The 26375-nt window shown below is 64.4% G+C and carries 17 protein-coding genes and 2 pseudogenes; 14 read left to right on the forward strand and 5 right to left on the reverse strand.

Going from position 1 to position 26375, the window contains the following annotated elements; genetic code table 11:
• The first annotated feature begins 232 nt into the window (after nt 1–232).
• On the forward strand, nt 233–2062 hold the full coding sequence (locus GC146_RS06405) for an ABC transporter ATP-binding protein (protein WP_291836055.1): 1830 nt from the start codon (nt 233–235) through the stop codon (nt 2060–2062).
• Nucleotides 2062–3948 carry an ABC transporter ATP-binding protein gene (locus GC146_RS06410; RefSeq protein WP_291836058.1) on the forward strand — a complete coding sequence of 629 codons (1887 nt, stop codon included), beginning with the start codon at nt 2062–2064 and terminating at the stop codon, nt 3946–3948. Before GC146_RS06405 ends, GC146_RS06410 begins: the two co-directional genes overlap by 1 nt.
• A gap of 86 nt (nt 3949–4034) precedes the next feature.
• Here the strand turns inward: GC146_RS06410 and GC146_RS06415 are convergent.
• Both GC146_RS06415 and GC146_RS06420 read right to left on the reverse strand, forming a co-directional pair.
• Nucleotides 4035–4739 (reverse strand): annotated as a pseudogene (locus GC146_RS06415) (IS6 family transposase).
• 345 nt (nt 4740–5084) lie between these two features.
• Nucleotides 5085–5975 carry an AraC family transcriptional regulator gene (locus tag GC146_RS06420; protein WP_291836061.1) on the reverse strand — a complete coding sequence of 297 codons (891 nt, stop codon included), beginning with the start codon at nt 5973–5975 and terminating at the stop codon, nt 5085–5087.
• A gap of 156 nt (nt 5976–6131) precedes the next feature.
• Here GC146_RS06420 and GC146_RS06425 point away from each other — a divergent pair, with 156 nt between their 5' ends.
• From GC146_RS06425 to GC146_RS06445, 5 genes are all read left to right on the forward strand, one after another.
• Complete coding sequence (locus GC146_RS06425; RefSeq protein ID WP_291836064.1) at nt 6132–7001, forward strand: SDR family NAD(P)-dependent oxidoreductase; 870 nt, start codon at nt 6132–6134, stop codon at nt 6999–7001.
• Between the two features lie 10 nt (nt 7002–7011).
• Nucleotides 7012–7824 carry an SDR family oxidoreductase gene (locus tag GC146_RS06430; RefSeq protein WP_291836066.1) on the forward strand — a complete coding sequence of 271 codons (813 nt, stop codon included), beginning with the start codon at nt 7012–7014 and terminating at the stop codon, nt 7822–7824.
• A gap of 1114 nt (nt 7825–8938) precedes the next feature.
• Nucleotides 8939–9211, forward strand: coding sequence for a hypothetical protein (locus tag GC146_RS06435; RefSeq protein WP_291836068.1), 273 nt, complete (start codon nt 8939–8941; stop codon nt 9209–9211).
• A 28-nt stretch (nt 9212–9239) separates the two neighbouring features.
• Nucleotides 9240–9905: a 2OG-Fe(II) oxygenase gene (locus GC146_RS06440; RefSeq protein WP_291836071.1), complete on the forward strand. Its 666-nt coding sequence runs from the start codon at nt 9240–9242 to the stop codon at nt 9903–9905.
• A gap of 39 nt (nt 9906–9944) precedes the next feature.
• Nucleotides 9945–11252 carry a hypothetical protein gene (locus tag GC146_RS06445; protein WP_291836074.1) on the forward strand — a complete coding sequence of 436 codons (1308 nt, stop codon included), beginning with the start codon at nt 9945–9947 and terminating at the stop codon, nt 11250–11252.
• 3 nt (nt 11253–11255) lie between these two features.
• Here GC146_RS06445 and GC146_RS06450 read toward each other — a convergent pair whose 3' ends face one another.
• From GC146_RS06450 to GC146_RS06460, 3 genes and pseudogenes are all read right to left on the reverse strand, one after another.
• Complete coding sequence (locus tag GC146_RS06450; protein ID WP_291836078.1) at nt 11256–11990, reverse strand: hypothetical protein; 735 nt, start codon at nt 11988–11990, stop codon at nt 11256–11258.
• A 118-nt stretch (nt 11991–12108) separates the two neighbouring features.
• Nucleotides 12109–12264, reverse strand: a pseudogene (locus tag GC146_RS06455) (integrase core domain-containing protein); the annotation flags it as partial.
• A 71-nt stretch (nt 12265–12335) separates the two neighbouring features.
• A complete protein-coding gene (locus GC146_RS06460) occupies nt 12336–19001 on the reverse strand; it encodes a calcium-binding protein (protein ID WP_291836080.1) in 6666 nt (2221 codons plus the stop codon).
• A gap of 228 nt (nt 19002–19229) precedes the next feature.
• Between GC146_RS06460 and GC146_RS06465 the strand changes: the two genes are divergently transcribed.
• The 7 genes from GC146_RS06465 to GC146_RS06495 all read left to right on the forward strand — a co-directional run bounded on the left by GC146_RS06465 (nt 19230) and on the right by GC146_RS06495 (nt 26268).
• Complete coding sequence (locus GC146_RS06465; protein WP_291836083.1) at nt 19230–20696, forward strand: LysR family transcriptional regulator; 1467 nt, start codon at nt 19230–19232, stop codon at nt 20694–20696.
• A gap of 425 nt (nt 20697–21121) precedes the next feature.
• Nucleotides 21122–22393 (forward strand): site-specific integrase, encoded by a 1272-nt coding sequence (locus GC146_RS06470; protein ID WP_291836085.1) that lies wholly within the window; start codon nt 21122–21124, stop codon nt 22391–22393.
• Between the two features lie 127 nt (nt 22394–22520).
• Nucleotides 22521–22709, forward strand: a complete 189-nt coding sequence (locus GC146_RS06475) for an AlpA family phage regulatory protein (protein WP_291836088.1) — start codon at nt 22521–22523, stop codon at nt 22707–22709.
• Between the two features lie 79 nt (nt 22710–22788).
• Nucleotides 22789–23100 carry a hypothetical protein gene (locus tag GC146_RS06480; protein ID WP_291836090.1) on the forward strand — a complete coding sequence of 104 codons (312 nt, stop codon included), beginning with the start codon at nt 22789–22791 and terminating at the stop codon, nt 23098–23100.
• Nucleotides 23097–23375, forward strand: coding sequence for a hypothetical protein (locus GC146_RS06485; RefSeq protein WP_291836093.1), 279 nt, complete (start codon nt 23097–23099; stop codon nt 23373–23375). The genes GC146_RS06480 and GC146_RS06485 overlap by 4 nt, the downstream gene beginning before the upstream one ends.
• A 751-nt stretch (nt 23376–24126) precedes the next feature.
• A complete protein-coding gene (locus GC146_RS06490; RefSeq protein ID WP_291836096.1) occupies nt 24127–24786 on the forward strand; it encodes a hypothetical protein in 660 nt (219 codons plus the stop codon).
• A 270-nt stretch (nt 24787–25056) separates the two neighbouring features.
• Nucleotides 25057–26268 carry a hypothetical protein gene (locus GC146_RS06495; protein WP_291836099.1) on the forward strand — a complete coding sequence of 404 codons (1212 nt, stop codon included), beginning with the start codon at nt 25057–25059 and terminating at the stop codon, nt 26266–26268.
• The last annotated feature ends 107 nt before the right edge of the window (nt 26269–26375 follow it).

Here is a 26375-nt window from a genome sequence, read left to right on the forward strand (position 1 = left end):
AAACTTCAAAAGAGTTTCTTTGCGAACCTTTCCGCAGCGCCCGTGGTGACTGGCCCGTCTTGGGGCGGCGGACTGCCGTACGGCCGGCGCATGCGGCGTGCGGTTGCATGGACCGGGGAATGCGATATCCGGGGGCCATCCGGTGCCGCGGCGTCGTCTGCCCCGACACCCGAGATAGAACCGCTAGAATATTCGATGGACCAGTGAATTGACCGCCGCCACCTCCCCCGACATGCCAGATATCGAAGGCCTGATGCGCCGGACGTCGATGACCGGGTGGCGCGATGGGCTGGGCACCATCCTCCGCGTCGTCAAGATCAACCTGCAATACCGCCGGGCGGTCGTGATCTCGCTGATTTCCACGCTGGTCGCAGCGACGCTGCAATTGCTGATCCCACGGCTTCTCGGGCGGGCGATCGACCAGACACAGCTTCTGGTGACGGGTGGCGGCGACGCGACCACCGCGCGGTCCGCGCTGCTTGCGACGGCTCTCCTCGTTCTGACGGTCTCGGTCCTGCGAGGGGTCTTCACCACCTTGCAGAACTATTTCAGCGAAGCTGTTGGCCATCACACCGGCTACGTCCTGCGGCTGGCCTATTACGAGAAAATCCAGAACCTCAGCTTCGGCTTTCACGATCGCGTCCATTCGGGCGACCTGATCACGCTAGGCATGCTAGACCTCGAAGGCGTGCGGATGTTCTTTTCCACCGGGCTGGTGCGGATCGTGCTGCTGTCGGTCCTGATCGGGATCGGCGGCTACATGCTGCTGTCGACAGACCTGTTTCTGGGCCTCATGGCGCTGAGTTTCGTGCCTTTCGTGGCCTGGCGATCCTCGGTCACCCAGTTGACGCTGCGGGGCACCTGGTTGGAGCTGCAGGAGCGCCTGTCGGTCCTGAGCCGGGTGATGGAAGAAAACCTGGCCGGCATCCGGGTGGTCCGGGCCTTCGCGGCGCAGCCCCACGAGATGCAGAAGTTCGCTGTCGCCTCGGCCAGCGCGCTGGAACTGGCCCATGACCGCGTGGGCATCCGGGTGCGCAATACCAGCGCGATGACGCTGTCGTTCTTTGCCGCGATGGGGCTTGTGCTGTGGGTGGGCGGGCAAAAGGTGGTCGCAGGCCAGATCACGGTGGGCACCCTCGCCTCGTTCCTGACATTCATGACGATCCTGCAGATGCCGGTGCGCCAGCTTGGCCTGCTGGTCAATTCCTTCGCGCGCACGTCGACCTGCGGCGCGCGGATCTTTGCGCTGCTCGACCTTGAAGCGGCGGTGCAGGACGCGCCCGACGCCCGCGATCTGGCAATCAGCGACGGTGTGCTACGGTTTGAGAACGTGGATTTCTCATATCCCGGCACCGACCGCCGCCCGGCGCTGCGCAATCTCAGCTTCACGGCTCGACGTGGCGAAACCATCGGCCTGATCGGCCCGCCCGGCAGTGGCAAGACCACCATCGCGCACCTGATCCCCCGCTTTTACGACGTGACTGGCGGCCGCATCACCATTGATGATCAGGACATCCGCAAGGTCACGCTGCATTCGTTGCGCCAGTCGGTTGCCGTCGTGCAGCAAGACGTGTTCCTGTTCACGACAAGCCTTGAGAACAATATTGCCTATGGCGACCCTTGGGCCAAATCGGACCGGATCGAGCGGGCAAGCCTGTCGGCGCAGATGCACCGCTACATCATGGGCTTGCCGGCCGGTTACCGCACCGTGGTCGGCGAACGGGGCGCCTCGCTGTCGGGCGGCCAGCGTCAGCGCATGTCGATTGCGCGCACGCTGATGCTGAACCCTGCCGTGCTGGTCTTCGACGATTCAACCGCCGCCGTCGACGCCAATACCGAGCGCCAGATCCGCGACGAGATACGTGTCGGCGCCGCCGAGCGCGTGACCATCATCGTGGCCCACAGGCTGAACTCGTTGATGCATGCCGACCGGATCCTGTTCGTCGAGAAGGGCGAGATCGTGGAATCGGGAACCCACGACGAATTGCTGGCGCTGAATGGGCGCTACCGCGCACTGTATGACCTGCAGATCAGGCCCCAGGCTGGCGGGGGTAGCACCTGATGGTCGGGGAACAGGAGACAGAGCGCAACGATGTACGCGAGGACGGCCGCCGCCCGCCGCGCGCAGTGGTCGGATCGCACCGCATAGACGAAGAGATGTTCGGCAGGGTTTTCGACGTAAAGGTCGTCCGCCGGATCTGGGCATTCGTTAGGCCCTATCGGCTGAAACTGATCATCTCGGTCGTCGCCGTTCTGGTCTTTACTGCGACCCAACTGGCGATTCCGCTGATCATCCGGCATGCGATCGATACCGGCCTTGGCAAGGGCGATCAGGCCCGTGCCGCGCTGAACCTTTCCATGGTGGCCTTCGCAATTGTCATCGCGATCAATTTCGTCGCCAGTTGGGTGCAGGAAACCGTTGTCGGCAAGACCGCAGAGAACGTGCTGTTCGACATCCGCACGGCGATGTTCCGCCACCTGCAGCGCGTCTCGCTATCCTTCATGGACAAGACCGAGGTTGGCCGATTGATGTCGCGCCTGCAGGGCGACGTGAACGCGATGCAAGAGTTTCTGGAAACCTCGGTTCTGTCGGTAGGCGATATCGTCCTGCTTTTCGGCATCGTGTTCCTGATGCTTTGGCTCAACGTCGAACTTGGGCTGCTGACACTGGCCGTGCTGCCTGTCCTGTTGATCGTGCGGATCTTCTGGCTGCCACGGGCAAGGGTCGCCTTCATGGCCGCGCATGAATCCAACTCGGTCGCCAATGGCGCATTGGCCGAGGCGATTCACGGCGTGCGGGCGGTCCAGAGCATGGATCGTCAGCAGGTCAACTTCGCCCTTTACGACGAAAAGGCGCAAACCAACCTGCGCGCGCACCTGACGGCCGCGAAATATGCCCAGGTCATGGTTCCGGTCGTCGACAGCCTGACCGGCGTCGCAATGGCGGTGCTGGTGGTGGTGGGCGGTGCGATGGTACTGGGCCAGCGGCTCGACGTGGGCGTGATGGTGGCGTTCCTGTTCTACATCCAGCGGTTTTTCGACCCGATCCGGTCGTTGACCATGCAGTATTCGGTGATGCAGCGGGCGATGGCCTCGGGCCAGCGACTGACGGAGGTGCTGGACGTGGCAGTCGATGTCACTGACGCGCCGGACGCAATTGAACTTGGCACCGACATGGACGGATCGGTCGAGTTCAGAAACGTGACCTTCGGCTACGACCCCAAGCAGCCGATCCTGAAGAACCTGAGCTTCCGCGTGAACCCGGGCCAGACCGTCGCGCTGATCGGCCCCACCGGGTCTGGCAAATCCAGTGCAATGGCGCTGGCCCACCGCTTTTACGATGCGCAGCAGGGGCAAGTTCTGATCGGCGGCCATGACGTGCGCGACGTCACGCAGGCCTCGCTCGGGCGTCAGATCGCGATGGTCCTGCAGGAACCCTTCCTCTTCACCGGGACCATTCTGGAAAATATCCGGTTCAACAAGACCGAGGCCAGCCGCGACGATGTCGTCGCCGCTGCAAAGGCGGTCGGTGCGCATGATTTCATCGCCGCCCTTCCACAGGGCTATGAAACCATGACCGGCGAGCGTGGTGGAAGCCTGTCACTGGGCCAGCGCCAGTTGATCAGCTTTGCCCGCGCGCTGGTGGCCGATGCCAAGATCCTTGTGCTTGACGAGGCGACCGCCAGCATCGACAGCTATACCGAAATGCTGATCCAGAAGGCCCTGAAAACGCTGCTCAAGGGCCGCACCGGCATCGTGATCGCCCATCGCCTTGCCACCATCCGCGACGCCGACCAGATTGTCGTGCTGGCAAACGGAGAGCTGATGGAAAAGGGCGATCATGACGCATTGATCAAGGCTGAGGGCCTTTATGCGACGCTCTACAACATGAGCTACGCCTCGTTCGACGATATCCCGCAGGTTGTCAAGGCAAGCGCCGGACACTGAAGCAACAAAGTGCCCGAGGATTTGTTGGAGCGGTGCTGTCAGATGAATGCGAACCAGTCTCCGTTGCCCCCTACTCCATCCTTCGATTAGCCAGCGAGAAGGTCGCGCCACTCTGCGAGAGCGGCGGCACGGGTCTGCCTGTAGGTGTCGCGGTCTTGGAGGTGGCGCTCCGTCGGAAAGTGGTTATGGACCAAGGCATGAACTGAGGCGAACTCCCGCAACGTTCGCATGCGCCGGTACCGCAACATCGCCCCTTCTCGTCGACGGAACGGCGGGGGCGAATTTTCGGCACGGTTGTTGAGCCAGCGGCCCATCTCGCGGTCATCGCCGCGACACATGTCCTTCAGGGCGGCCCAGTAGGACCGAAGACGATCCGTTACGATGGTCTCAGGTCGACCATGCCGCTTTATCGATTTCTTCAAGAATTTCAGTGCTTCCTTGCGATCGCGCGTTCTGGTGACGATGCTTTCCAGCACCTCCTCCTCGTGATCAACGGCCCACTATAGGTAGATCCGTTCGCAGTTGATCTTCACGAAGACCTCATCCAAATGCCAGCGCCAGCGGCTCGACCTGGTCCCCGAAACCCGACGTTTTCGGACCTCTTCGGCGAATAGCGGGCCGAACCTGTTCCGCCCGAACCGCGCCGTCTCGTGGCAATTGTCGATGCCCCGCTCGTGCAGAAGGTCCTCCACGTTGCGCAGCGACTACGGGAACCGGACATACATCATCACCGCCAGGCGAATGGCCTCGGGGCTGGGCCGGAAATACCGGAAAGGGCTGCCTTTGGTCATCCGGAAACGCTATGGGACTGCCCTGTCCGGCTCAAGAGACTTTCCTCTGACAGGGCCGCCTGTCTCGAAACACCCGCCGGCCAGAAACCGGATTGCAGCAAGCGGCGGCATGCCGATGTAGGGCATCCTTTTCAGGATGTTGGTATCGATGCTGGGACAAGACAACGACTCCCTAGAATGTCCTTGCTTATCAAGTATTCATAGTGATGATTGGCGGAGGAGAAGGGCCTGCCGTCGAACCTTCTCTACCCATTAAAGCATTGCTTTTATTAGCTTAACTAAATTTGAACCGGTCAATTTCTTAATAAGCGACTGCCATCCAAATCGGTTTAAGGTGACGAGAAGTTACTCTGCTGCGTGGACGGACCGGTCCTGTCTTGGAGGCACACCGAACTTGCGGGCGTATTCCCGCGAGAACTGGGCCGAGCTTTCGTATCCGACCCCGAACGCAACCTCAGAGACCTTCTCGTCTGTACTGCGCAATGCGTCGCGGGCGCGCAGGAGTCGCAAGTCCTTCTGGTATTGCAGCGGCGAGGTGCCGGTGACAGCCTTGAAGTGCTCGAAAAAGGCCGAACTGCTCATGCCTGCACGTTCCGCCAGCGCGCCGACCACAAGCGGGCGGGCAAGGTCCGACTGGATCTCGCGCGTGGCCTGAAAAATACGGCTGGCTGTCGTCTCGTGCCAAAGGAGCTTGCGCAGCGGTTCGGCATGGGCGCCGAGGAGGAGTCGGGCATGGATTTCGCGCGCCGTGATCGGGGCCAGCAGGCGGCGCGACTCCTCGTAATCGCAGTGCCCGAGATAGCGCAACAGCGCGCCCTCCATCTCGAGGTCGGTCTGGCAGAGCGAGATCGAGAAGGGGTCATGCTGACCGGCGGCACGGGCGGGCGCCACATCAGCGGCCATCCCGCGCAGGAGGTCGAGGTCGATCGGGAACACTAGCGCGACATAAGGACGGTCCGGCGAGGCCTCGGTGATGCGCGAGACGACCGGCACGGCATGGCTGACAACGAGCGATTGTCCGTCGGCCACGCGCAGGGTCCTTGTGCTCGTGCCGACCTCCTTGGCACCTTGCAGAACCAGGCAGAGAAGCGGGCGGTAGACGGTCGCGTCCTGCCCGGCCGGGGCGGAATGGCGCAGGATATGCAGCCCGCTCGGGGCGTGCGTGAGCGCGCGTTGCGCGGGCCCGTCCCGGTCGAGCAGCGCCGATATATGGTCGAGAAGGCGTCCGCGGCTCATCTCTGTCTCCTTGGGCAAACTCTAGCACAGAGATCTCGCGTTCTTGCATGGAACTTAGCAATTCTGGAGGATCAGGCAAGAAATTCGGCCAATCGGGAAAGAATGGACGCGCCCGTCGTACTAGGGTCGACGGACCGAAACATGAGGAGAACGACCATGGCGAATGTGTTTATCACGGGGATTGCGGGCGGCTTAGGCAAGCCAACGGCGCTGGCGCTGCTGGCGCACGGTCACGCGGTCGCGGGCAGCGTGCGCAGTCGTGCGGGGCGCAGCGCCGCCAACGTCGCCGGACTGGAAGCCGCCGGCGCTTATATCGTCGAGTTGGACGTGACGGACACCGCCAGCACCGATGCGGGCGTGGCGCAGGCCATCGCGACGCTCGGCGGCCTGGACGTTGTGTTCAACAACGCAGGCGTAGGCTCCCAGGGCATCCAGGAATTGATGTCGCCCGAGGACATGGGACGCGTCTTCGACGTGAACGTTACGGGCGTGCAGCGCGTGATGCGCGCCGCCCTGCCGCATATGCGCGCGCAGGGTCGCGGCACGGTGCTTTATACCTCCAGCCTGATCGGCCGCATCGCCACGCCGTTCTACGGCACCTACTCGGCGTCAAAATGGGCGCTCGAGGCCATCGTCGAATGCTACCGGACGGAATTGTCGGGTTTCGGCGTCGAATCCTGCATCATCGAACCGGGCGCAATGCCCACCGCCTTTTTCGACAGGATGATCGCGCCCGCCGATCCCGCGCGCGAGGCGGAATATGGCGAATTCGCCGCCGTTCCAGCAATGTCGGCGGCGGGTCTTGCGCAGATGCTGAAGGCCACGCCCGACCAGCGCCCGGAACGAATCGCCGAGGCGGTGGTGGCCCTGCTCGACCTGCCCTTCGGCGAGAAGCCCTTCCGCACGGTCGTCGACCATACCGGGGTCGGCCCCCATATCGAACGTTACAACGGCGTGCTGCATGACGTGACCCGCACTGTCCTGTCCAATTTCGGCATGGCGCAGATGCTCGACCTGAACGCCTGAGGAAGCACCCATGAAGACAATCCTGATCACAGGCGCCTCCTCCGGCATCGGCAAGGCCACGGCGCTGCGGTTTCAGTCAGAGGGCTGGAACGTCGTCGCCACCATGCGCGACCCTTCCGCCGGCGCGGACTTGGGCACGCTGGACAACGTTCTTGTCACCCGGCTCGACGTGACAGATGCGGGCTCGATCGCCCCGGCGGTGGCTGACGGCATCACCCGCTTCGGCCGGATCGACGCGCTCCTCAACAACGCCGGTTACGGCGCCTATGGCCCGCTGGAGGCCTTCTCGACCGAGCGAATCCGCCGGCAGTTCGACACCAACGTGATCGGACTTCTGGAGGTAACAAAGGCCGTTTTGCCGCACATGCGCGCGAACCGTTCTGGCACGATCGTCAACATCTCGTCCATCGGCGGGCAGATCACCTTCCCGCTCGGGACTCTCTACCACGGCACCAAGTTCGCCGTCGAAGGCCTGTCCGAGGCACTGCACTATGAACTCGAACCGCTCGGCATCCGGGTGCGCATTGTCGAGCCTGGCATGATCAAGACAGACTTCGGCGGCCGGTCCTTCGACTTCGCGATGGATGAAACGCTCGCGGACTATGCCCCGACCGCCGCGGCCATGGGGCGGTTGTTCGGCAAGCTGGCCGCGAACCCGTCGGCCCCCGAGGTCGTCGCCGAGGTCATCTGGCAGGCCGTGAACGCGCCCAAGGACCGCCTGCGCTTCCGCGCAGGCCAGGATGCCCATACTCTGCTCGACGACCGAAAGGCCAAAGACGATGTGACTTTCATCGGCGGGATCAAGGACCTGATGGGGAGCTGACGCCAGCCAGTCGGACGATCACATATCAGAGCTGGCTGTCCGGGAGGGACAGAGCCCGGGTGGACCGGCCATCCGTCCACCGCGAGCGGGTCAGAAGCGAGTTCTATCCCGGTCGCGAAAGATGGCGGAGGGGATCGGCCTGCCTTCAAAACTTTCGATCTCGGCCAAACAATGCGTTCCCGATCTTGCGACAAAACCGTAGGGCACCAGGATCTGCGTTGTCGCGGCACCTCTGTGACTGGCATTGGCTTGTCCTGTCGTAGATTTTCCTCGACAAAAGATCTGGGCCATGCCCGATTATATTTTGATTCCGATCGACACGGAGGGTCATGACGTGACCAATGACAAGGAAGACCGCGCTCACCTGCCCGCAGCGGAAAACGGGCCCAACAGCATCGCCAGGGCAAGCGTGAACAGAAGTGCGCAGACCTACTTTGCGCAGGTCGTCGGGTCGGGCGTTGTCGTGTCGATCTTCGGCGCCGTGACCTCGACGCCAGTCATCGGTGTCACCACAGTCGCGGCTTCGCTGGTGGGGCCAGTCTGGAACATGCCGGCGCAGGCCGCGCCCGGCGGCCCGCCTGGCCCCCCCGGACCTCCCGGTCCTCCCGGACCTCCAGGAATGTTTGGCTTTCCGGGCGCGCCTGGGACTCCGGGAAGCCCCGGCCTTCCGGGACCTCCAGGACCGCCGGGAATGCAGGGACCGCCCGGAAATCAAGGCCCTATAGGCGAGATAGGTCTTCCTGGGCCGACCGGCCCGACGGGCGCACCCGGTCCGATGGGGCCGATCGGGCCCATTGGCGCACCCGGTCCGACGGGGCCGACCGGCGCACCCGGTACACCCGGGGCACCCGGTGAACCTGGTATGCCTGGCGCACCTGGTACGCCCGGGCCGACCGGACCCATTGGCGCCATCGGGCCGACCGGACCTACCGGTGCACCTGGTACGCCCGGGGCGACCGGGCCTGCTGGCGCAACCGGGCCCGCCGGACCCACTGGCGCGACCGGGCCGACCGGGCCCACTGGCGCAACCGGGGCCACTGGACCTACCGGCGCAGCCGGTACACCCGGACCGGCGGGGCCCATTGGCGCAACCGGACCCACTGGCCCCTCGGGTGTGAACAGTCCAGAATTTGCCCAGTTGCGGGCCGATCAGCGCGAAAGCGCGGCGATGGGTATGGCGATGGGCATTCTGACCGGCGACCCGAATCACGACAATTCGTTCGGGATTGCGGCCGGCGCCTACCAAGGCAGTTCCGCCTTCGCCTTCGGCTTCAGCCACTATTTCGAACGGGGCGATTCGTCTTCGATCCGTTTGCAGTTGAACATCGCCATCGGGGCCGACAGCGGCGCTGTCGGCGGGGCTGGCGCGGTGATCTGGGGCTTCTGATCGGTGAAATCCGCTCGTGTCCGGGGCGATGGCCCTGGGCACGAACCGCGCGAACGTGCGCCTCGATCAAGCGGTTTTCAACGGAGATTTATTGATGCGTGGAGAGTGGTGCTTCTTTCCCGGGAAGTTCTCGCCGGAAAGTTGCGACGAGATAATCGCGATGGGCCTGGAACGCGCCGACAGTCCCGGAACCGTTGGCGGCGAGACGCGCCGCCCCCCAACGGTGGCGCGGGAAATCCGGCAATCCAGCGTGACGTGGCTGCCCCGGCATGATGCGCGGCTCAACGGCCTCTTCTCGGTGCTCGATGATTTCGTATGGGAAGCCAACAACACCTGGTTCGGCGTCGATTACGATTATCACGGCACCAACGCGCTGCAGTTCACCATCTATCGTGGCAAGGCCGCCGAGGCCGCGTCGGGCGACTATTACCACGCCCATTCCGATACCGCGTGGATCTCGGAATATCCGGCGCAGCGAAAGCTGAGTGTCGTCGTGCAACTGAGCGACCCTGACGACTACGACGGCGGCGACTTCACGATGGAGCACGTGTCGCAACAGATCCCGTCCGAGCAGATCAAGCAGCGCGGCACGGTGCTGGTCTTTCCGTCCCTGATCCGGCACGGCGTCGCGCCGGTCACGCGCGGCACCCGCTATTCGCTGGTGGGATGGTACATGGGGCCGGCCTGGCGCTGAGCGGCGCGAGCGAGCGATTCACAAAGTGGCAACCGCGCAATGTTCATAGCAATTCTCTGGTTCGGCGATGCGGCCCTGCCGCAGGCGCTGAAGGCCGATATCGCGTCGTGGTGCCGCCGCACCGGCCTGGGCGATGTCGGCATGGCCGAGATCGACGGTCCCTCACCGACGTCTCCCGACCTGTCGGTGAAACTCGAAGCCCTGGCGCGCGATCACGGCCTTCCCACCCCGACCCTTTTCGTCATCGGCGACGGGGCGACAGGGCGGATCACCGCGATACCTGGCCTCCCGCAGGTCGACTGGCCCTATCGGGCAGGTCTTGCGCTGGTGCCGCTCCCGATCGCCCTTTGGCAAACCGACCCACGGCTTTTCGAGGCGGTTTTCGTGACCTCCGTCATCGCGCGGCTGTCGAGCAGCGTCGATGTCGCCAGCCGCCTGCACCTCAACGAACGGCGGCTGAATAACGCTTTCGACCAGATGCAGGGCGTCTCGGTCGAGGGGGTGTCCCACGCGCTTTTCGCGCGCCACTTGCTGGGCTCGCTCCGCGGCGAGGCGCCGGCGCCCTCGACCGGCGCCGAGCCCGACAACGATTTCAGCGTGGCACGGAGAAACAACCAGGCGTTACTGGCGCTGGAGCGCGGCGGGCGGCCGGGCGTTGCACCCGAGGCGCGGGCCGACGCGGTACGGGCCGCGATCAGCCACCTTGAAGAGGCCGCGCGCATCGCCGCCCGGATCGAGGCGCCCGCGGATCGGCAGGCGCTGCTGCGCTACAACCTCCTGTCCGCCCGCCTTCTGTTGTCCGAGCTTGTGCCCGACGAGGCGGGACCAACACCGCAGAGCGCCGCGGCGGTTCGGGCTGACATCGTCGCGGGCTTTCTCGACGGGTATGTCGCCGCCGAAGCGGCCCTGCGTCTGGCCGGTCCCGCCGGAGCCGGCCGCGCCGAGGCCGAGGCCGCGCTGAGGCTGCTGGCGGACGGCCTGCCTGGGCGGTCGGCCGTGTTGCACTTCCGGCTTGGAAATGCGGCGCTGGACGAGGCGCGCGCCGCCGGCCGGCCGGTGCCCGAGGAAACGCTGGCCGCTTTCGACCGTGCCGCCACCCTGCTTGAGGCGCGATTCACGACTGCCACCAACAAAGCGGGCCGCTATGCCGTGCTGTTCGAACACGCCAACATTCTGCTTGCCGCGGCGACGTTGACCGACGACCCCGCGCGGCAGACCAGGGCGCGCAACGCCGTGGAACTGATCCAGCGCCGGGCCAGACGCAACGGCGACCAGCGAATCCTCACACATGTGCAACAAATCGCTGCGCGCCTTGACGCGGCAGCTGCGGCCGCGGCCCCGTCCTGACCCTCACGCGGTATTAGCAATCAGGGTTTCCTGCATCAGCGTGCTCAACTCGTTCCAGATCAGGACAGTCTCGGGGTGAAGCTCGACTTCGGGCGCCTCTTGCAGCTGTCCATTGTTCATCTGCGGCGCGATCGGACTGTAGGATCGCCCCAGCCAGGCGCACAGACGCGCGTCCAGCGCAGTCACTTCGCGCACGTCGACGAAGGCAAAGGGGATTGTTCCGCGCAGCTCCCAGTACCGGTCGATCACGGCCATGTTGTAGACCCGCCACCATGCCTCGACCCGATCATGCGTGGCGGCGTCGTGACTGTTCAACTCTGGCCGCCACCTGGTCATCGAGTTGATGACCTCTTCGGGACGGCGGAAGACGTGCAGAACGGCGGGGCGAAAGCCGGCGCGCTGCAATTCCGGCAGCCAGAACCCCATCGTAAAGCAATTGGCCGGTTCCTTGAATCCCCACGCCTCGCCGCGTCGCCTGCGCAAGATCGCGCGCATCTTCTGGATGAGGCCGTCCGATGGCGGCGCCACGTCGCGCGGAAAGTAGCGCGGCGGCCCTTCGTTCCACTTCATGCTATCGAGGATTTCCATCGAGCATTGCTGGAATTGCGGGTCCTCGTAAGTGGGATAGAAGGTGCTTACCCATTTCTCGGGATCAAACCCCATGTGGTAGCCGATGTGCTGGGCGTAGCGTGCCACCAATGACGTGCCAGACGAGTGCATTCCAGAGATGATCAGCATCTGGGTCCTTGGTGCTGCTGTGAGCCCCGACATTCATCCAGTTCATGCCGGAGTTCGCGGTTGAGTTGCTCTGGCCCCCGACCCTGGATCGCCGGCGGTCGGAGTTTCCCGGCCCTGGTCACGGTGACGGGCTGGTTGCGCCACCGGGAATATGCAGGTCGATCAGGACGTTGTATCCGATCGCGCCATGGGGTCCGACCTCGCTCTAGTCTCTGCGCCAAGCTTCCAACTTTTCGCGGGCATCGGCAAGGTCCGTAAACCAGTTGGCGTTCATGCCCCCAGCCATCCCGCTGCATTCACGGATTTCGTATCTTGTCCAGGACTTCGCGGGATCGGAAACCTTGATCAGGCAAGATCCCAGACATAGCTTGAGTCGATCAGTTTGCCCGCGTCATCGAATGTCTGGGTCCACACGGACCAGGCGCGGCTGTCGCTGATATCCTCAAAGACGAAACTGTCGCGTAGACCGTCCGGCCCGTAGGTCGTGGTCGCGATGTCCCCATCCGACTGGGTATCGACCGTCTGCGTCAGGACGCGACCGCTGTAGCTCCATTCGAGGGTCCGATGGCCACCAGCGTCCTCGATGATGCTCCGCATTACCCGCTGGCCTGCATCGTTGAACGTGTCGGTGTACGACGCAGCCCAGCCAAGGCTGCCGCTGATGTCTTCGAAGACGAAAGTGTCGCGCAGACCATCTGAGCCAAATGTCGTGGTCTCGATATCGCCGTCGGCCTGCGTGCTGACGGTCTGCGTCAGGACGCTGCCGCTATAGCTCCATTCGAGGGTCCGATGGCCACCATCGTCCTCGACAATGCTCCGCATCACCCGCTGGCCCGCGTCATTGAACGTGTCCGTGTAGGACGCCGCCCAGCCAAGGCTGCCGCTGATGTCCTTGAAATCGAAACTGTCACGCAGACCGTCCGGCCCGTAGGTCGTGGTCTCGATATCGCCGTCGGCCTGCGTGTTGACGAACTGCGTCAGCACGCTGCCGCTGTAGCTCCATTCGAGGGTCCGATGGCCACCATCGTCCTCGACAATGCTCCGCATCACCCGCTGGCCCGCATCGTTGAACGTGTCCGTGTAGGACGCCGCCCAGGCAAGGCTGCCGCTGATATCCTCGAAGAAGAAACTGTCGCGCAGACCGTCCGGCCCGTAGGTCGTGGTCGCGATATCGCCGTCGGCCTGCGTGTTGACGGTCTGCGTCAGGACATCGCCTGAGTAGCTGTAGGCGATCGTCCTTGAATCGCCGTCGTCCTGCATGATGCTGCGAAACACCGGCTGGCCCGCATCGTTGAACGTGACCGTGTAGGACGCCGCCCAGGCAAGGCTGTTGCTGATATCCTCGAAGACGAAACTGTCACGCATACCATCGGGACCAAACGTCGTGGTCGCGATATCGCCGTCGTCATAGACGGTCTCCCTCGACAGGGTATGCCCCTCCGCGTCGAAGACCTGCTCGATCGTGGTCCAGGGCAGAGCGCCAGCGTCGGTTCGGGTCTGCTTGACAGTGCCGTCCGGCAGAACCTCGTAGGTTGCATCCGGCAGTAGGCGGGCCAACCAGGGCAACCAGGTTACCTCGACCGCTTGCAACGTGGCGGGCTGCGTCCCGTCGTCGGAGAGCACCTCGATCTGATACTGCGCAAGGTGGGTCATGCCGGGACCGTTGAACCGCAACTCGCCGCTGTCCGGGTCCAGATCGAAGAGCGCGGCATCCGGGCCGGACAGGCTGTAATGCACCGCGCCGCCCGGGGTCGAAGCCGTCGAAAAGACGTGGATCACACCCGAGGCGTCGCTGGCCATGAAGATACCCGGCGCGGGCGTCAGGACAGGCACCGTCGCCGCCAGGGTGGCGGTGGACAGAACGGTATCGGAAAATACCAGGCTCTCCACGTCGAGACCGACCAGATCCGTTCCGTCGTTCCCATCCGAGAGGTCGGTATCGGTCACCCGCAGCCGGGTCCCTCCGTCCACCAGGGCAAAGGTAAAGTTCGTCGACACTCCAATGTAGACTGCCTGGTCGTTGCCGTCTCCGCCGGTCAGGATGTCGTCGCCGACCGATCCTTCCAGCGTGTCATCGCCGGCCCCGCCGTCGAGCCTGTCGTCCCCTGTCCCGCCGTCCAGCGTGTCGTTGTCTGCGCCGCCCTGCAGATCGTCGTTGCCCGCGCCGCCCCACAGCGTGTCGTTGCCGCCATTGCCGCGCAAGCTGTCGTCGCCGTCGCGCCCATCCAGCAACTCGCCGACAGCGTCGCTGCCCGACAAGATATCGCCGGCAGAGCCCCCGACGACGGCCTCGATGCCGACCAGCCGGTCATTGCCCTCGCCGGTGGCCGTGCCGGCGGCCAGGTCGACGATCATCCGGTTGGTGACCGAGATATACATGGCGAAGTCGAGTTCGCCATCGTCGCCGCTGCCGTCAAGAAGGTCGTCGCCGGCACCGCCATAGAGCAAGTCCCGGCCATTGCCGCCGATCAACGTGTCATTGCCGCCATTGCCGATCAGGGTATCGTTGCCATCCTGACCGTCCAGCACGTCGTCGCCCGCGTCTTTGCCGGCAATCTCGTCGCCGAACTGGCTGCCCACGACACGCTCGATCCCGCTGAGGATATCATCGCCCTCACCCGAGGCGGTGCCTGCTTCGAGGTCGACGAGCACCCGGACAGAGGCCCCGGAGAAATCGGCGGTGTCGATGCCCGCGCCGCCGATCAGGGTGTCGTCGCCGGCACCGCCGATCAGCGTGTCATCGCCGCCATTTCCGATCAGGGTGTCGTTGCCCTCCCGACCGTCAAGCTCTTCGCCCGCGCTATCGGTCCCGGTGATTGCGTCGCCGGACTGGCCACCCAGCACGTGCTCGATTTCGACGATGCTGTCGTTGCCCTCGCCGGTGGCAGTCCCGGCGACAAGATCAATGGTCAGCCCGGCGGTCGCCGCCGAAAAATCGGCAGTGTCGAAGCCCGCGCCGCCGTCCAGCGCGTCGTCGCCCGCGCCACCGATGAGGGTGTCGTCGCCATACCCGCCCAGCAACTGGTCATGGCCTGCGCCGCCGTCGAGCGTGTCGTTCCCGTCTGCGCCGCGCAGGTAGTCGCTGTCGTCCTCGCCCAGCAGCAGGTCATTGCCAGAACCGCCGGTCAACTGGTCACGCCCGAGGCCACCGATCAGCGTGTTGTTGCCCCCGACACCGATCAGCAGGTCGTTGCCACCCCCGCCAAGCAGTTCGTTGTCCGTGGTCGCGGCACCGATGATCGTGTCGTTGCCGAAGCCGGCAATCACGCGTTCGATTCCGTTGAGGGTGTCGTTGCCGTTGCCCGACGCAGTGCCGTCGAACAGGCTGATCGTCAGGTTGCCGGAAAACGCCGAGAAATCGGCTGTGTCGATGCCCGCGCCGCCGGTCAGCGTGTCGTCGCCGCTGCCCCCTGTCAGCGTATCGTCGCCGTCGCCGCCAAAAAGCAGGTCATTGCCCGCGCCCCCGTCGAGATCGTCGTTCCCGGTCCCGCCGTCCAGGGTATCGCTCCCGTCGCCGCCGAACAGCTGGTCGACGCCGTCGAGGCCGAGCAGCGAGTCGTTGCCGCCGAAACCCGCCAGCCGGTTGTCATTGGCGTCGCCCGTCAGCGTGTCATCGCCCGAGCCGCCGTCGATATTCTCGATCCCCAGCAGCACGTCGGTGCCGGTTTGGGTGCTGCGCGCGGTGCCAACGCCAAGGTTGACGGTCAGTGCCGCGGTGGCCGAGCGATAGTTCGCCGTGTCGCTGCCATCGCCGCCGTCGAGAACGTCGAACCCGGCCCCGCCGATCAGCGTGTCGTCCCCCGCGCCGCCGCTGAGCGTGTCGTCCCCGCCGCCACCGTCCAGAAGGTTGTTCTTCGCATCGCCGGACACGGTGTCGTTGCCCGATCCCAGCCACGCGCCTTCGAACCCGCTGATCGTATCGGTGTTGCCGCTGGCAACCGTCACGGTGCTGGCGTTGATCGAGAAGTTCAACGACGTGGTCACATCCGAGTAATCGAGGATATCGAAGCCCAACCCGCCGGACAGCGAATCGTCTCCATCGCCGCCGGAAATCGTGTCGTTGCCGGAAAAGCCGACGATCGTGTCCGCGCCCCCGTTGCCGCGCAAAAGGTCGTCGGCATTGCTGCGCCCAAGCAGCGTATCGCTCTGCGCCCCGCCCGCGATGCCCTCGAACCCGATGAGGGTATCGGTCCTGGCGGTGGCGCCGCTGCCCTTTGTCGCCGTCTGGGTTTCGAGATTGGCGGATACCGACACCCCCACCGCCGCGTAATCGACGAGGTCCACGCCGTCACCGCCGGTCAAGGTGCTGTTGCCCGCCCCCGCCACGACCGTATCGTCGCCCCCCAGGGCGTCGATGCTTTGCGTGATGTCCGGATTGAGCGAGCCGGTCAGAACGTCATCGCCCTCCGTGCCGGTGACGAAGCGGACCTGCCTGTCATCGACCAGCGGCTGGTCGCCGGTGAAGCTGTCGCCCGGAAGGAACTGGACCTGCACCTCCATGCGCTCCAGCACGCGGTCGCTGCCATTCAAAACCTCAAGCTGGATGGAGACCTGCGTGCTATCCCAGAACCCGGCATGATCCGCGGAAATGCCGCCGGTCCAGATCCCGTCGCCGGTCTTCAGGTCATACCAGTCCGGTAAGAGAGAGGACCGGGGGGTGGCGCCGAACATCGACAGCGCGTTATCGACGGTCCTGTAGTTCGAGGTCACCCGGGTCAGGGTCTCGGTGGTCGTGTAGGTGTCGCCTTCGGAGTTGGTGTAGGTGAAACGCACCTTTTGCGCATTGGTCGCCGGGTCGAGGTCCACCACGAGAGTCGGGCTCTGGTTCGCTTCCAGCACATAGGTTGCCCCGGCGGTGACGCTGGCGCTTGCGGCGCCTTCAGGCGTCAGCAGCGACTCCCTGACGTAAAGGTCGTTGTAGACCTTATCGTAGGTAGTCGCGTCGCCGCTGGCCGCGTCGAGGAACAGAAGCTGCCGGATGTAGCGGCTTTGATCGGCATAGTCGGTGCCGGGGGGAAGATTGCTGGCGGAGAGGGTCGTGTGGAGCGCGCCGCCGGCATCGACCCGGGAGCCGAAATACATTCCCTCCGGCCGGCCCGTGGCCGGGTCCAGCGCATGTCCCACCAGCAGGATCGAGGCCCCGGCCTGTCCCCAGGTAACGCGCACGCCTTCGGGGTCGGAGGCAAAGATCACGTCGCCTTCGACGACGCCAGCCTCGAATTGCAGCGTATCGCCAGCCCCTTTCGACGGGTCGTCTCCGAAATCGAAGTCGAGGATGACGTCATGGCCGCCGCTGGTCACGAAAAGGTCCGCGCCCTTGTCAAAGCCATAATCCGACGCGAACTGCATCGCGCCGGTAAAGCGATTGGTCGCCGTGTCGAAATTCTGGGCGGATGCGCCGCCAATCAGGATGTCGTCGCCACTTCCGCCGACAAGGGTATCGTCGCCCGCGCCACCGAACAGCCGGCTGAGACCGGTGTCGCCCGTGCCGGCATCGGCCGCGAGCAGCAGGTCGTTGCCGGAAAGGCCGAACAGGTTGACCCGGTTGTCACCGATCGTTGCGGCATCGGCCGGAGCGCCGAACTGCTCGTTTCCTCCTATGGACAGAAGCGTGTCCTGATAGGCCCCGCCAAGCACGAAGGTCTCATTGTGCAACGTCGTGGGGTCTAGGATCGGTGCCGCAGCCGTCTTGCCCTCGACATAGAGGTTGCCCAGCGATCCGATGACGAAATACGCCTCGCCCGGGCCGATTGAACTGCCGATGCGGTCGAACAGCGCCTGGACCGATTGCGTTACATCGGCATCGCCCAGCGACAGCTCCGCCAAGGTCTTGTACACGCCGTCGCTGTCGCGGACCTTGAGGATCGTGTCGCCCGAGACCGGATCCTCGAACCCCCGGAAACTGAGGATGCGGTCGGGCCCGCTGAGCGTGTCGATGACGCTCTCCGCGAGCGCGGTGTGCGCGGCCTGGCCGGTGACATCGATGGCGCTGAAGAACGCGTCGTCGAACGCGATCTTCATGACCGGATCCACGACGGCAAGGCCGCCGACAACGGTATCGACAGAGATGTCGAGATAAGGCTGCCCGTCCGCGCCAGTCACGGTGGAGAGCGCCAGCCCATCCGCCTCGCCGTCAAGCGCCGTGTAGAACACCACGTCGCCATTGGGGTTGAAATCCGCGACCTCCGTACGATCGCCCCCAGGGGTGTCGCCGGTCGGCGGTGCGTCGCCGCGGGCGTCATGCAGGAGGGTGATGGTTTCCACAAGGAATTCCGAGACGAAGCCGGCAGCATAGGCGCCGACGGGCGAGATGGAGAAATCCGAAAACGCGCTGCTGTCGACCCCGTTGAAAGCCGTCCGCACGGCCGAGGCGGTCAGCCCGCTCGTGTAGTCCGCCCAGTCCCAGCCGGTGCCGCTGAAACTCTCGACCGCATTGCCGGAAAAGAACAGGTCGGCGCCTGCCCCGCCCACCAGCGTGTCGATCTCGCCGTTGTTGCGCAGGCCCGGATCGAGCACATCGGCCCCTGCCCCGCCGTCGAGGTAATCGCCGCCCTTGTCGCCAAAGAGGATGTCGTTGCCGGTGCCGCCATATCCCAGGTCGCCGCCGCCGTTCATCACGATCAGGTCGTCGCCCTCTTCGCCATAGACGGTGTCGGTATTGCTGCGGTTGGTCAGAAGAAAGACCTGATCGTTCCCCGTGCCGGCCTCGACGTAGACGGTGTAATTCGTCGAAGGATTCAGGATGCTTTCCCTGAGGATGTCATCCCCGCCGCCAAGATAGGAGGTGAGGCTCTCGGTGATCTTTTGGTGTCCCTCGGGGGGGACTCCGTCCTTGAAACGGGCGCCCTTCACCAGATCGTAGTTGGCCAGGTCGTTGCCATAGTGAACAAAGTTCCAACGATCTGGATCATTGGCAGTGAGCAACGTCACGAGCTTGAAGAAATCCGGGTTGCCGTCACTGTCGAGCGGCCCGTCCAGGTCAGGGTCCGAGTACAGAATGCGTTGTGCCATTAGTGTTTGTTGCCTCGACCCTGTCAGCCCAGAACCGCAAATCCGCCGAGGCCGCTGAGACAGGCCGTGTTGGTTCAGTCCGGGCGCGTGTTGCCTGTATTCCATTTCGCGAATACCGGTGGGATCGGACGCCGGTCCATTGCGGATTCGTCAACGGACGGGTGGACAAATCCCTGCGAGAGGCCATCCTCTCCCTGCATCACTGCGAACCTCTGGATTTTGCGGACCATGGACATCAAGGCGCTCAGCGATTTTCTGTGTCTCGCGGAAACCCGGAACTTCGGCCGCGCGGCGCAGATGCGCAACGTCACCGTCTCGGGCCTCAGCCGGCGGATCAAGTCGCTGGAAAACTGGGTGGGCGCTGAACTGATCGACCGAGGCGCGACTCCCATTGCGCTGACCGAGGCCGGCGAGGAATTCCGGGTTCTCGCGGCCGAGATCATCGGACACCTGCGCGCGGCCGAGACAGGCGGCAGGCTCCGTTTCCTGCCCACCCTGTTTCCGCCAAAGGCCCTGACCCCGGACAAGAGCGGCCGCCGGACGGTCCCTCAGCCGGAACATGCCTCCATCACCGACAGCAGGCCGACCCTGGCCATCAAGCCGTTCCACAGCCTGTCGCGCCGGCAACTGGACATGGACTACAGCCGATCGCTGACCGACGCCCTGACAATGCACATGGCGCAGTCACCGTTCATCGAGCCCTTGCCGTCCGATCATGACTGCGAATACCTGATCGACGGCTCGCTGATCTGTGACGATCTCTCCGGGCATGTGACACTTCAGGTGACCCGTGCAAGCACGGCCCGCATGATCCTGTCACGCAGGTACAAGCTGAAGGTTGCACGCTTCGCCGCGGAAATGGACGACATCGCCGCCGATTTCGCCTGGACGATTTCCACCAAGTTACGCGCGCAAGTCTATGCCGAGGCCAGGCGGCGCCCAGCGCGGGACCGGACCAACCTGCAGAACTACATCTTCGTCCATGAGGCCGTGATCGCGCCCGGCACCCGCTCGGCGTCCATTGACGATGCCATTGCGCAACTGCGGCAACGCGAATGCGACACCTGGTGGACCGATCACATCGCGGCCTATGCCGAGCTGATGCGATGGGCCATGTCCCCCAACGACCCCGCGCGCCTGCTGAGCGCGCGCGCGCATGCGGATGCCGCAACCGCGGCCAATCCGGATTTTCACCCGACACAGATCGCGACGGCCCTGATCGCCTGCCTGATGCGGGATTTCGACCTTGCCGAACATGCCCTCGACAGAGCGCTCGAACTTGCCCCCAACGATACGATGAACACCCTGCCCGCCGGGATCGTCAACCTCGCGCTCGGCCGCAGCGAAACGGCGCTGGACCTGATCCGCAAGGCCCGGAAATTCGAACACGGTTTGCTGTCCTACAGCTCGATCTTCGCGGCGGTGGCGCTCTACCAGATGGGACGCTACCGCGAGGCCGCGACCGAGATCGACCTGCGGCGGTCGCCCTTTCCAGACGCCATCGCCATCCGGCTTGCTGCGCTCGCGCAGGCCAACGCGCTGGAAGACGCGCTCGCACTAAAGGCCGCAAGCAACTATCTGCTTCCATCACACTGGAAGGTCTTTCACCTCGAACGGTTTCCCTTTGCGGACCCCGTCGCAACCGAAAACCTTCGCACTGGGCTGCAAAAGGCCGGGATCGAAACGGCGCCGTGAACGGAGCACAAGAGCGGCAGATTCTGGCGGAAAACACCTGTTCGCGGGCGATTGATGGTAGCTTTTGGAGAGCGCGCGAGCGCCATTTCTGGCGGACTTTTGACGTTTGCTGCGCCGCGGGAAGTATCTTTGCCAGCTTGCGGAAGGTCACACGTATGCGCCTTCCGGGGCGAGGGCCGGCTAACAGCCCCTCCCGCATAACCCTCGAAAACAACGAAATAATCCGGCCGCAGCCGGATCGGGAGAACGCATTCGCGAGGGCAAGTGGCGGACAGTGAGGCCGCCAAAATACATTCCACGCCGTTCCAGAGCCTTCCACTTATCCCTTGTTTCCTATGGACTTTCTATCCGTGCAGTTCCACAGTTGTCCAGCCGGTTCCGATAAATAATGTGGGGCGGTATGTGGGATGCAGAGGGAGCGAGCCATGCCGGGCAAGACAACGGGACGACACGAGAGCAAGAAGCTGTCCGCTGCCTTCGTCCGATCGGTTCGAGAGCCAGGGCGATACATGGACGGCGGCGGGCTCTTCCTCTTCGTTGACGCCTCCGGGGGCAAGCGGTGGGGACAGCGCATCGTCATTCGGGGACGGCGGACCGACCTCGGCCTAGGTGGGGTGGACGTGGTGACGCTGGCCGAGGCCCGAGTGGCGGCCGACGCGAACCGAAGGCTTGCGCGGGCTGGTGGGGATCCACTGGCCGAGAAGCGGGCGAAGGCAGAGACGCCGACCTTCGCCGAGGCCGTGGAGCAGTATCTGGAAGTCATCGCGCCAGAGTTCCGCAGCGAGAAGCACCTGAAACAATGGCGCTCGACGTTGGACACCTACGCCGGGCCGGTGCTGGGGCGGATGCTGGTGTCCGACATTGCCCTGCCCGATGTGCTGCGCGTCTTGCAGCCCATCTGGACCGACAAGACCGAGACGGCGCGACGGCTGCGCGGGCGGATCGAAAGTGTCTTGGACTGGGCGTCCGTCTCAGGGCACAGGACGGGCGACAACCCTGCGCGCTGGCGAGGCAACCTCGACAAGAAGCTTCCCAAGCCGAACAAGGTGGCCGAGAAGGACAACCAGCCAGCCTTGGCCCTTGCAGACCTGCCGCGATGGTGGCGGGCCCTTGCCCAGCGCGACGGCATCGCCGCACAGGCGCTGGCGTTCTTGACCCTGACCGCCGCGCGATCTGGCGAAGTCCGGGGCATGGCATGGGATGAAGTCGATATGGACCGGGCGCTGTGGGTCATCCCGGCCACGCGCATGAAGATGAAGCGTGAACACCGCGTGCCGCTCACCACCGAGGCTGTCGCGATGCTGCGCGCCCTGCCCCGGCTGGCGGGCAACCCCTACGTCTTTTTCGCGCCGCGTGGCGGGATGCTGTCCGACATGTCGATAAGCGCCGTCATGCGGCGGATGCAGGAAGCCGAAGTGAAGGCGGGCCGCCCCGGCTGGCTCGACCCGGTGAACAAACGCCCCGCTGTGCCGCATGGCTTGCGCTCGAGCTTCCGTCAGTGGGCCGCGGAGCAAGGCGTGGACCGCGACATGGCCGAGATGGCGCTTGCCCACCGTGTCGGGGACGCGACCGAAAGGGCCTACCAGCGGTCAGACATGCTGGAACGGCGCCGCGCACTGGCGGCGGCATGGGCCCGGTTCGTGAAGGGTGAGGCGGGCGGGAATGTTGTCGATCTGGCAGGCAAGCGCGCGGGGTGATTCCCTGCTGCTGACATGCTGTCAATAGGGCTAAGGCTCTGATTTCCCAAGAGTGCCGAGTGCGTGCATATGGGAATTCTCCGGACTGTTCCACGGTTCGGGCATGGACCAAAAACGGAGGTGTCCCATGTCCGAACTGAACCCCCTTATCCGTCGCCCGGAGGTCGAACGCCTGACTGGTCTGGGCCGGTCGCAGATCTACGCCATGATGTCGCGCGGGGAATTTCCGCGCCCTGTCCGCATCTCGGCGCGGTCGGTCGGCTGGCGCGAAAGCGACGTTGCCGCGTGGCTCGAAAGTCGGGAGGTCGCGGCTTGAAATGGGAAGGATGAAAAGGTTCGCCCCGCCCGGTGTCGGAGCCGGGTCGGGGCGGGGGTCTTTTGCTGACAAGCTGAGTATGAAGAACGTAGCGCAACAGGCGCCGAAACGCCAGACTGGTGCGGGTTACTTCGTCACTGAGCCAGGGCAACCGCAGCGAGAGGTCCACCTCACCGGACAATCGGCTTGGGTCCTGGGCTTGCTTATTGCCACGGGACGGGCCGGACTAACGGCGGCCGACCTTCCGGCAGGCGTCCGCGTCGCCGCAGTTGTCCTCAAGCTGCGCCGAGCCGGCGTGCCTATCCTCACGATCAACGAGCCGAACACCGGCCCTTTCGGCGGCAGCCATGCCCGCTACACGCTCGCCGCGAACGTTGAGGTGGCGCAATGACCAGCATCGCCGAGAAGGACCTCAGCACGCACGAGGCGGCCGACGACTACGAGGGAGTGATCCATCGCCGAGGGCAATGGCGCGTGGCCGTCTGTCGCCATGATCTGCAGTGGCTTCTGCAGCGCAGGAGCGGCGATGGGAGCATGGCTGGACCGCGATGGCGGTCGGTCGCCTTCTGTCGGACGCGGGCGGCGCTGGTTCGGCTGTGGCAGGCGGAGACCGGCGACGAGGGGAAAGCGCTGGCGTCACTGCCGGACAGCATCAACATCAGATGAGGGATTTGCCCCTGCCGCCTAGCACCGGCGGCGGGGGCTCGTGTCGGCTGGACGGTTTGAACGACAGTGGCGACCGACACGAAAGGCTTACCACGGGGCGCGACCACAAGCCAACCGCAGTCCGAAAGGCTGAAGCGGGGTCGCCGGGGGCAGAGACACCCTCGAAAGTAGCAGCCAATCCGCACCCCGTCTCCTTGGGCGGTGCGGAGCCCTAAGCGACGGCCCGGCTCCGCTGAGCACGACCGCAAGGGCACAGGGACCAACCCGAGCTTCGGCTGGGGCTGGTCGTCCTGTGCCCTTTGCTCAAGCCCTCACCACTGAGCAGGACAGCAGATAACTGGGAGACGCGCGCGAGCATAACTCGCCTTGTGTCGGACCATGTTGCGAAAATCGGTCTTCCGCCCGCGCAACAATCCACCTTTTCTGGCGATCTGCAGCCCCCATGCTCTTTCCTGCACCTTGTTCACTTGACCGCCATATGGGGCCGACGCAGTTGCCGCGGTCTCAACTGCTGTGCCTAGTCGGGCATGTTCTGCACGGCTAAGACCGCCAGCGACGGCCCTGCGCGGTCCTATGATTGGCCACCACTTGCGCTCTGGGTAGCCAGGGGGCGAGCCCCAGAAGAGATGAAGCACTCCCTAGTGGCGCCTGTGGCGGGTGGCGGAGGCACTGCTGTGTTGACATGCGTGCGGATTGCCCTTGTCCTCGAAGCGGAACGCACCTCATGCAGAGACCCAGCGGGAGGCGGAACGTGGCAGGTGAGTATCCGTTTTCGCAACTGGCGACAGATGTGCGATGCCTCGCCAGAGCCATTTTGAATGAGCCGGTCGAGGTTGCCGGAAGCGAACGGCAGCGGCGGGCGCAGATCATCGACCAGACATTGCGCGAGACCATGAGCTTTGAAGAAGCCCTGGCCATAGACTGGGTGCCGTTCCAGATCGAAGAGCAGTTTCGGCGCCTCGTGCGAGAGATCAACAACATCAGCCTGACCGACGCCCAGGTTGACGCGCTCCGGGGGCAGGTCGTTGCAGCGGAGCAAGTCGCTCTCGCCTACAGCGAAGTAATCGCCTCGTTTGAAGTCGATGAGACGGATGACCTGATGAGAACGCTTTTCGGCTTTGACGTAGCTGCCGAAAGGGCAAGGGACGCCATCGAGCGCGGCCGGCTCAAGGAAGAATTGAACCGGCCCGACCACACCTCCGGCTACGCTATCGGCGGCACAATGGCCCTGTGTATCGCCATCGCTGATACGACTGACGGAACGGCCGGACAGGCCGCAGGGGTTCTGGGCGTCGGAGGTATTGCTGCCATCATCGCCGCCTATGTCAGTTGGAAAGACCGGAAAAAGGTTCTCTCTCGCCTTGCAGCAATCGAAACCAAGTGGTGGTTCGAGCCCATTGCCCGCTGGTAATGGCAACGGTTGCCGACCGAGGACCCAGACCGGAACTGAACAGGCAAAGGATGCGCCCAACTCTTGATTTCAGGATGGCGCGGAAACTGCCCACCCGTCGCATCAGTGACTTGCCACACCCGTCCGCCGAATTGGTTCAGTCTCGACGTCTCGGCCGAAATGGCGGCATCGGAGCGTTACCGAGGGGCCTGCCGGCCGCCCCTCATTTGCAAGGCAATCTAGCGGGTCGGCTGCATTTGCCTCGGGCACGCGGTCTCGCATCTTGTCATCATGGCAACGGTATCTCCCTCCCCCCGATCGACCACGATTACGCTTGGCTCCACCACGGCGGGGCCATTCGATGTCGGCTTTCGCCTGTTCACGGATGAGGTGGCCGTTTATGTCGATGGCGTCCTTCTGGACGGCGCCGAATATTCCGTGGCCGGCACCTTCGTGGGTGGCTACTGCGATGCAGCGACAGTCACGCTCAACACCGCGCGGGACGCGGGCACGCAGGTCACAATCCAGTCCGTCGCATCGGCTACCCGCAGCGTCGACTATCTCGCCACGGATCCGGGACTCGCACGCAAGCTGAATATCGAACTCGGGCGGCTTACCTCCATTGTCGCAGACGCCAAGCGCGACGGTGCTGCAAGCCTGCGCGTTCTCGACGTTGCCAACGTGGTCATTCCTACCGACCGCGCCTCGAAATACCTGGCCTTCGACGCGGACGGCAACGTGACGGTGGCGGCGGGTTCGGCCGGCGAATATCCCGTGTCGGATTACATGGGCAGCGTCGTGGTGGCGGCGGATGCGGCGGCGGCGCGGACTTTGCTCGGGCTGGGCACGGCGGCGGTGACGGCGGCCAGCGCCTACGCCACGGCGGCGCAGGGGGCCCTTGCCGATGCAGCGGCGCCGAAGGAGAGCCCCGTGTTCACCGGCGCGCCAAAGGCCCCTACGGCGGCGGCAGGCACCGACACGGAGCAGATAGCTACCACGGCATTCGTCGTGGCCCAGGGCGGCATCAAGGGCGTCTCCACCTATGCCAGCAACCTGACCAGCTATGACCTTGCCGGCGATGCGCCGACCGGTGCGACACATGCGGACATCTACGTGACCGGCAGCGGCAGCAGCGGCGGCAACGTCGAGTTCGGGCGATCGGGCGCGACGGTGGTGAAATACAACGTCCCGCTCTCCCAGCTTGCCTCCGTCACGACATCGCTCGGCGCCGCGGTGGTGGGGAACGGCGTAGACGGCTCAGTCGGCAACGCTTCCACCTATTCGGACGGGACGCTCTCGATCAGCGCGGGCGGCGGCTTGAGCACGGCTGACGGCACGACATCATCGGCGACCGGCTCTGGCGGCGATATCGTGTTCCGGGGTTCGAGCTACAACTACAGCCCGTCCGGCTTCTGGGGCGGCATCGGGGCCTATGGCTCGGGCGGCGGCACAGGGGCATCGAACTACAGCGGCGCGGGCGTCCTGCGCGTGTTCTGGCGCTGATGCTGCCTGCAAGGCGTTCTCGTCAGGCCCGGCTGGCCTCTGGCCGTCGGATTGGAAAGATCCCTGTGCGGGCTGCTGTCCTTTCCTGCCATGCCTAGAGGCACTGC

It is taken from the genome of Limimaricola sp. (assembly GCF_016125575.1).
Lineage (GTDB): Bacteria > Pseudomonadota > Alphaproteobacteria > Rhodobacterales > Rhodobacteraceae > WGLM01.

Coding starts and splice junctions, on each gene's coding strand:
- GC146_RS06495 (WP_291836099.1), top strand. CDS start 25,057: ATGGCAACGGTATCTCCCTCCCCCCGATCGACCACGATTACGCTTGGC.
- GC146_RS06410 (WP_291836058.1), top strand. CDS start 2,062: ATGGTCGGGGAACAGGAGACAGAGCGCAACGATGTACGCGAGGACGGC.
- GC146_RS06485 (WP_291836093.1), top strand. CDS start 23,097: ATGACCAGCATCGCCGAGAAGGACCTCAGCACGCACGAGGCGGCCGAC.
- GC146_RS06475 (WP_291836088.1), top strand. CDS start 22,521: ATGTCCGAACTGAACCCCCTTATCCGTCGCCCGGAGGTCGAACGCCTG.
- GC146_RS06470 (WP_291836085.1), top strand. CDS start 21,122: ATGCCGGGCAAGACAACGGGACGACACGAGAGCAAGAAGCTGTCCGCT.
- GC146_RS06425 (WP_291836064.1), top strand. CDS start 6,132: ATGGCGAATGTGTTTATCACGGGGATTGCGGGCGGCTTAGGCAAGCCA.
- GC146_RS06405 (WP_291836055.1), top strand. CDS start 233: ATGCCAGATATCGAAGGCCTGATGCGCCGGACGTCGATGACCGGGTGG.
- GC146_RS06465 (WP_291836083.1), top strand. CDS start 19,230: ATGGACATCAAGGCGCTCAGCGATTTTCTGTGTCTCGCGGAAACCCGG.
- GC146_RS06480 (WP_291836090.1), top strand. CDS start 22,789: ATGAAGAACGTAGCGCAACAGGCGCCGAAACGCCAGACTGGTGCGGGT.
- GC146_RS06445 (WP_291836074.1), top strand. CDS start 9,945: ATGTTCATAGCAATTCTCTGGTTCGGCGATGCGGCCCTGCCGCAGGCG.
- GC146_RS06450 (WP_291836078.1), bottom strand. CDS start 11,990: ATGCTGATCATCTCTGGAATGCACTCGTCTGGCACGTCATTGGTGGCA.
- GC146_RS06460 (WP_291836080.1), bottom strand. CDS start 19,001: ATGGCACAACGCATTCTGTACTCGGACCCTGACCTGGACGGGCCGCTC.
- GC146_RS06440 (WP_291836071.1), top strand. CDS start 9,240: ATGGCCCTGGGCACGAACCGCGCGAACGTGCGCCTCGATCAAGCGGTT.
- GC146_RS06430 (WP_291836066.1), top strand. CDS start 7,012: ATGAAGACAATCCTGATCACAGGCGCCTCCTCCGGCATCGGCAAGGCC.
- GC146_RS06420 (WP_291836061.1), bottom strand. CDS start 5,975: ATGAGCCGCGGACGCCTTCTCGACCATATATCGGCGCTGCTCGACCGG.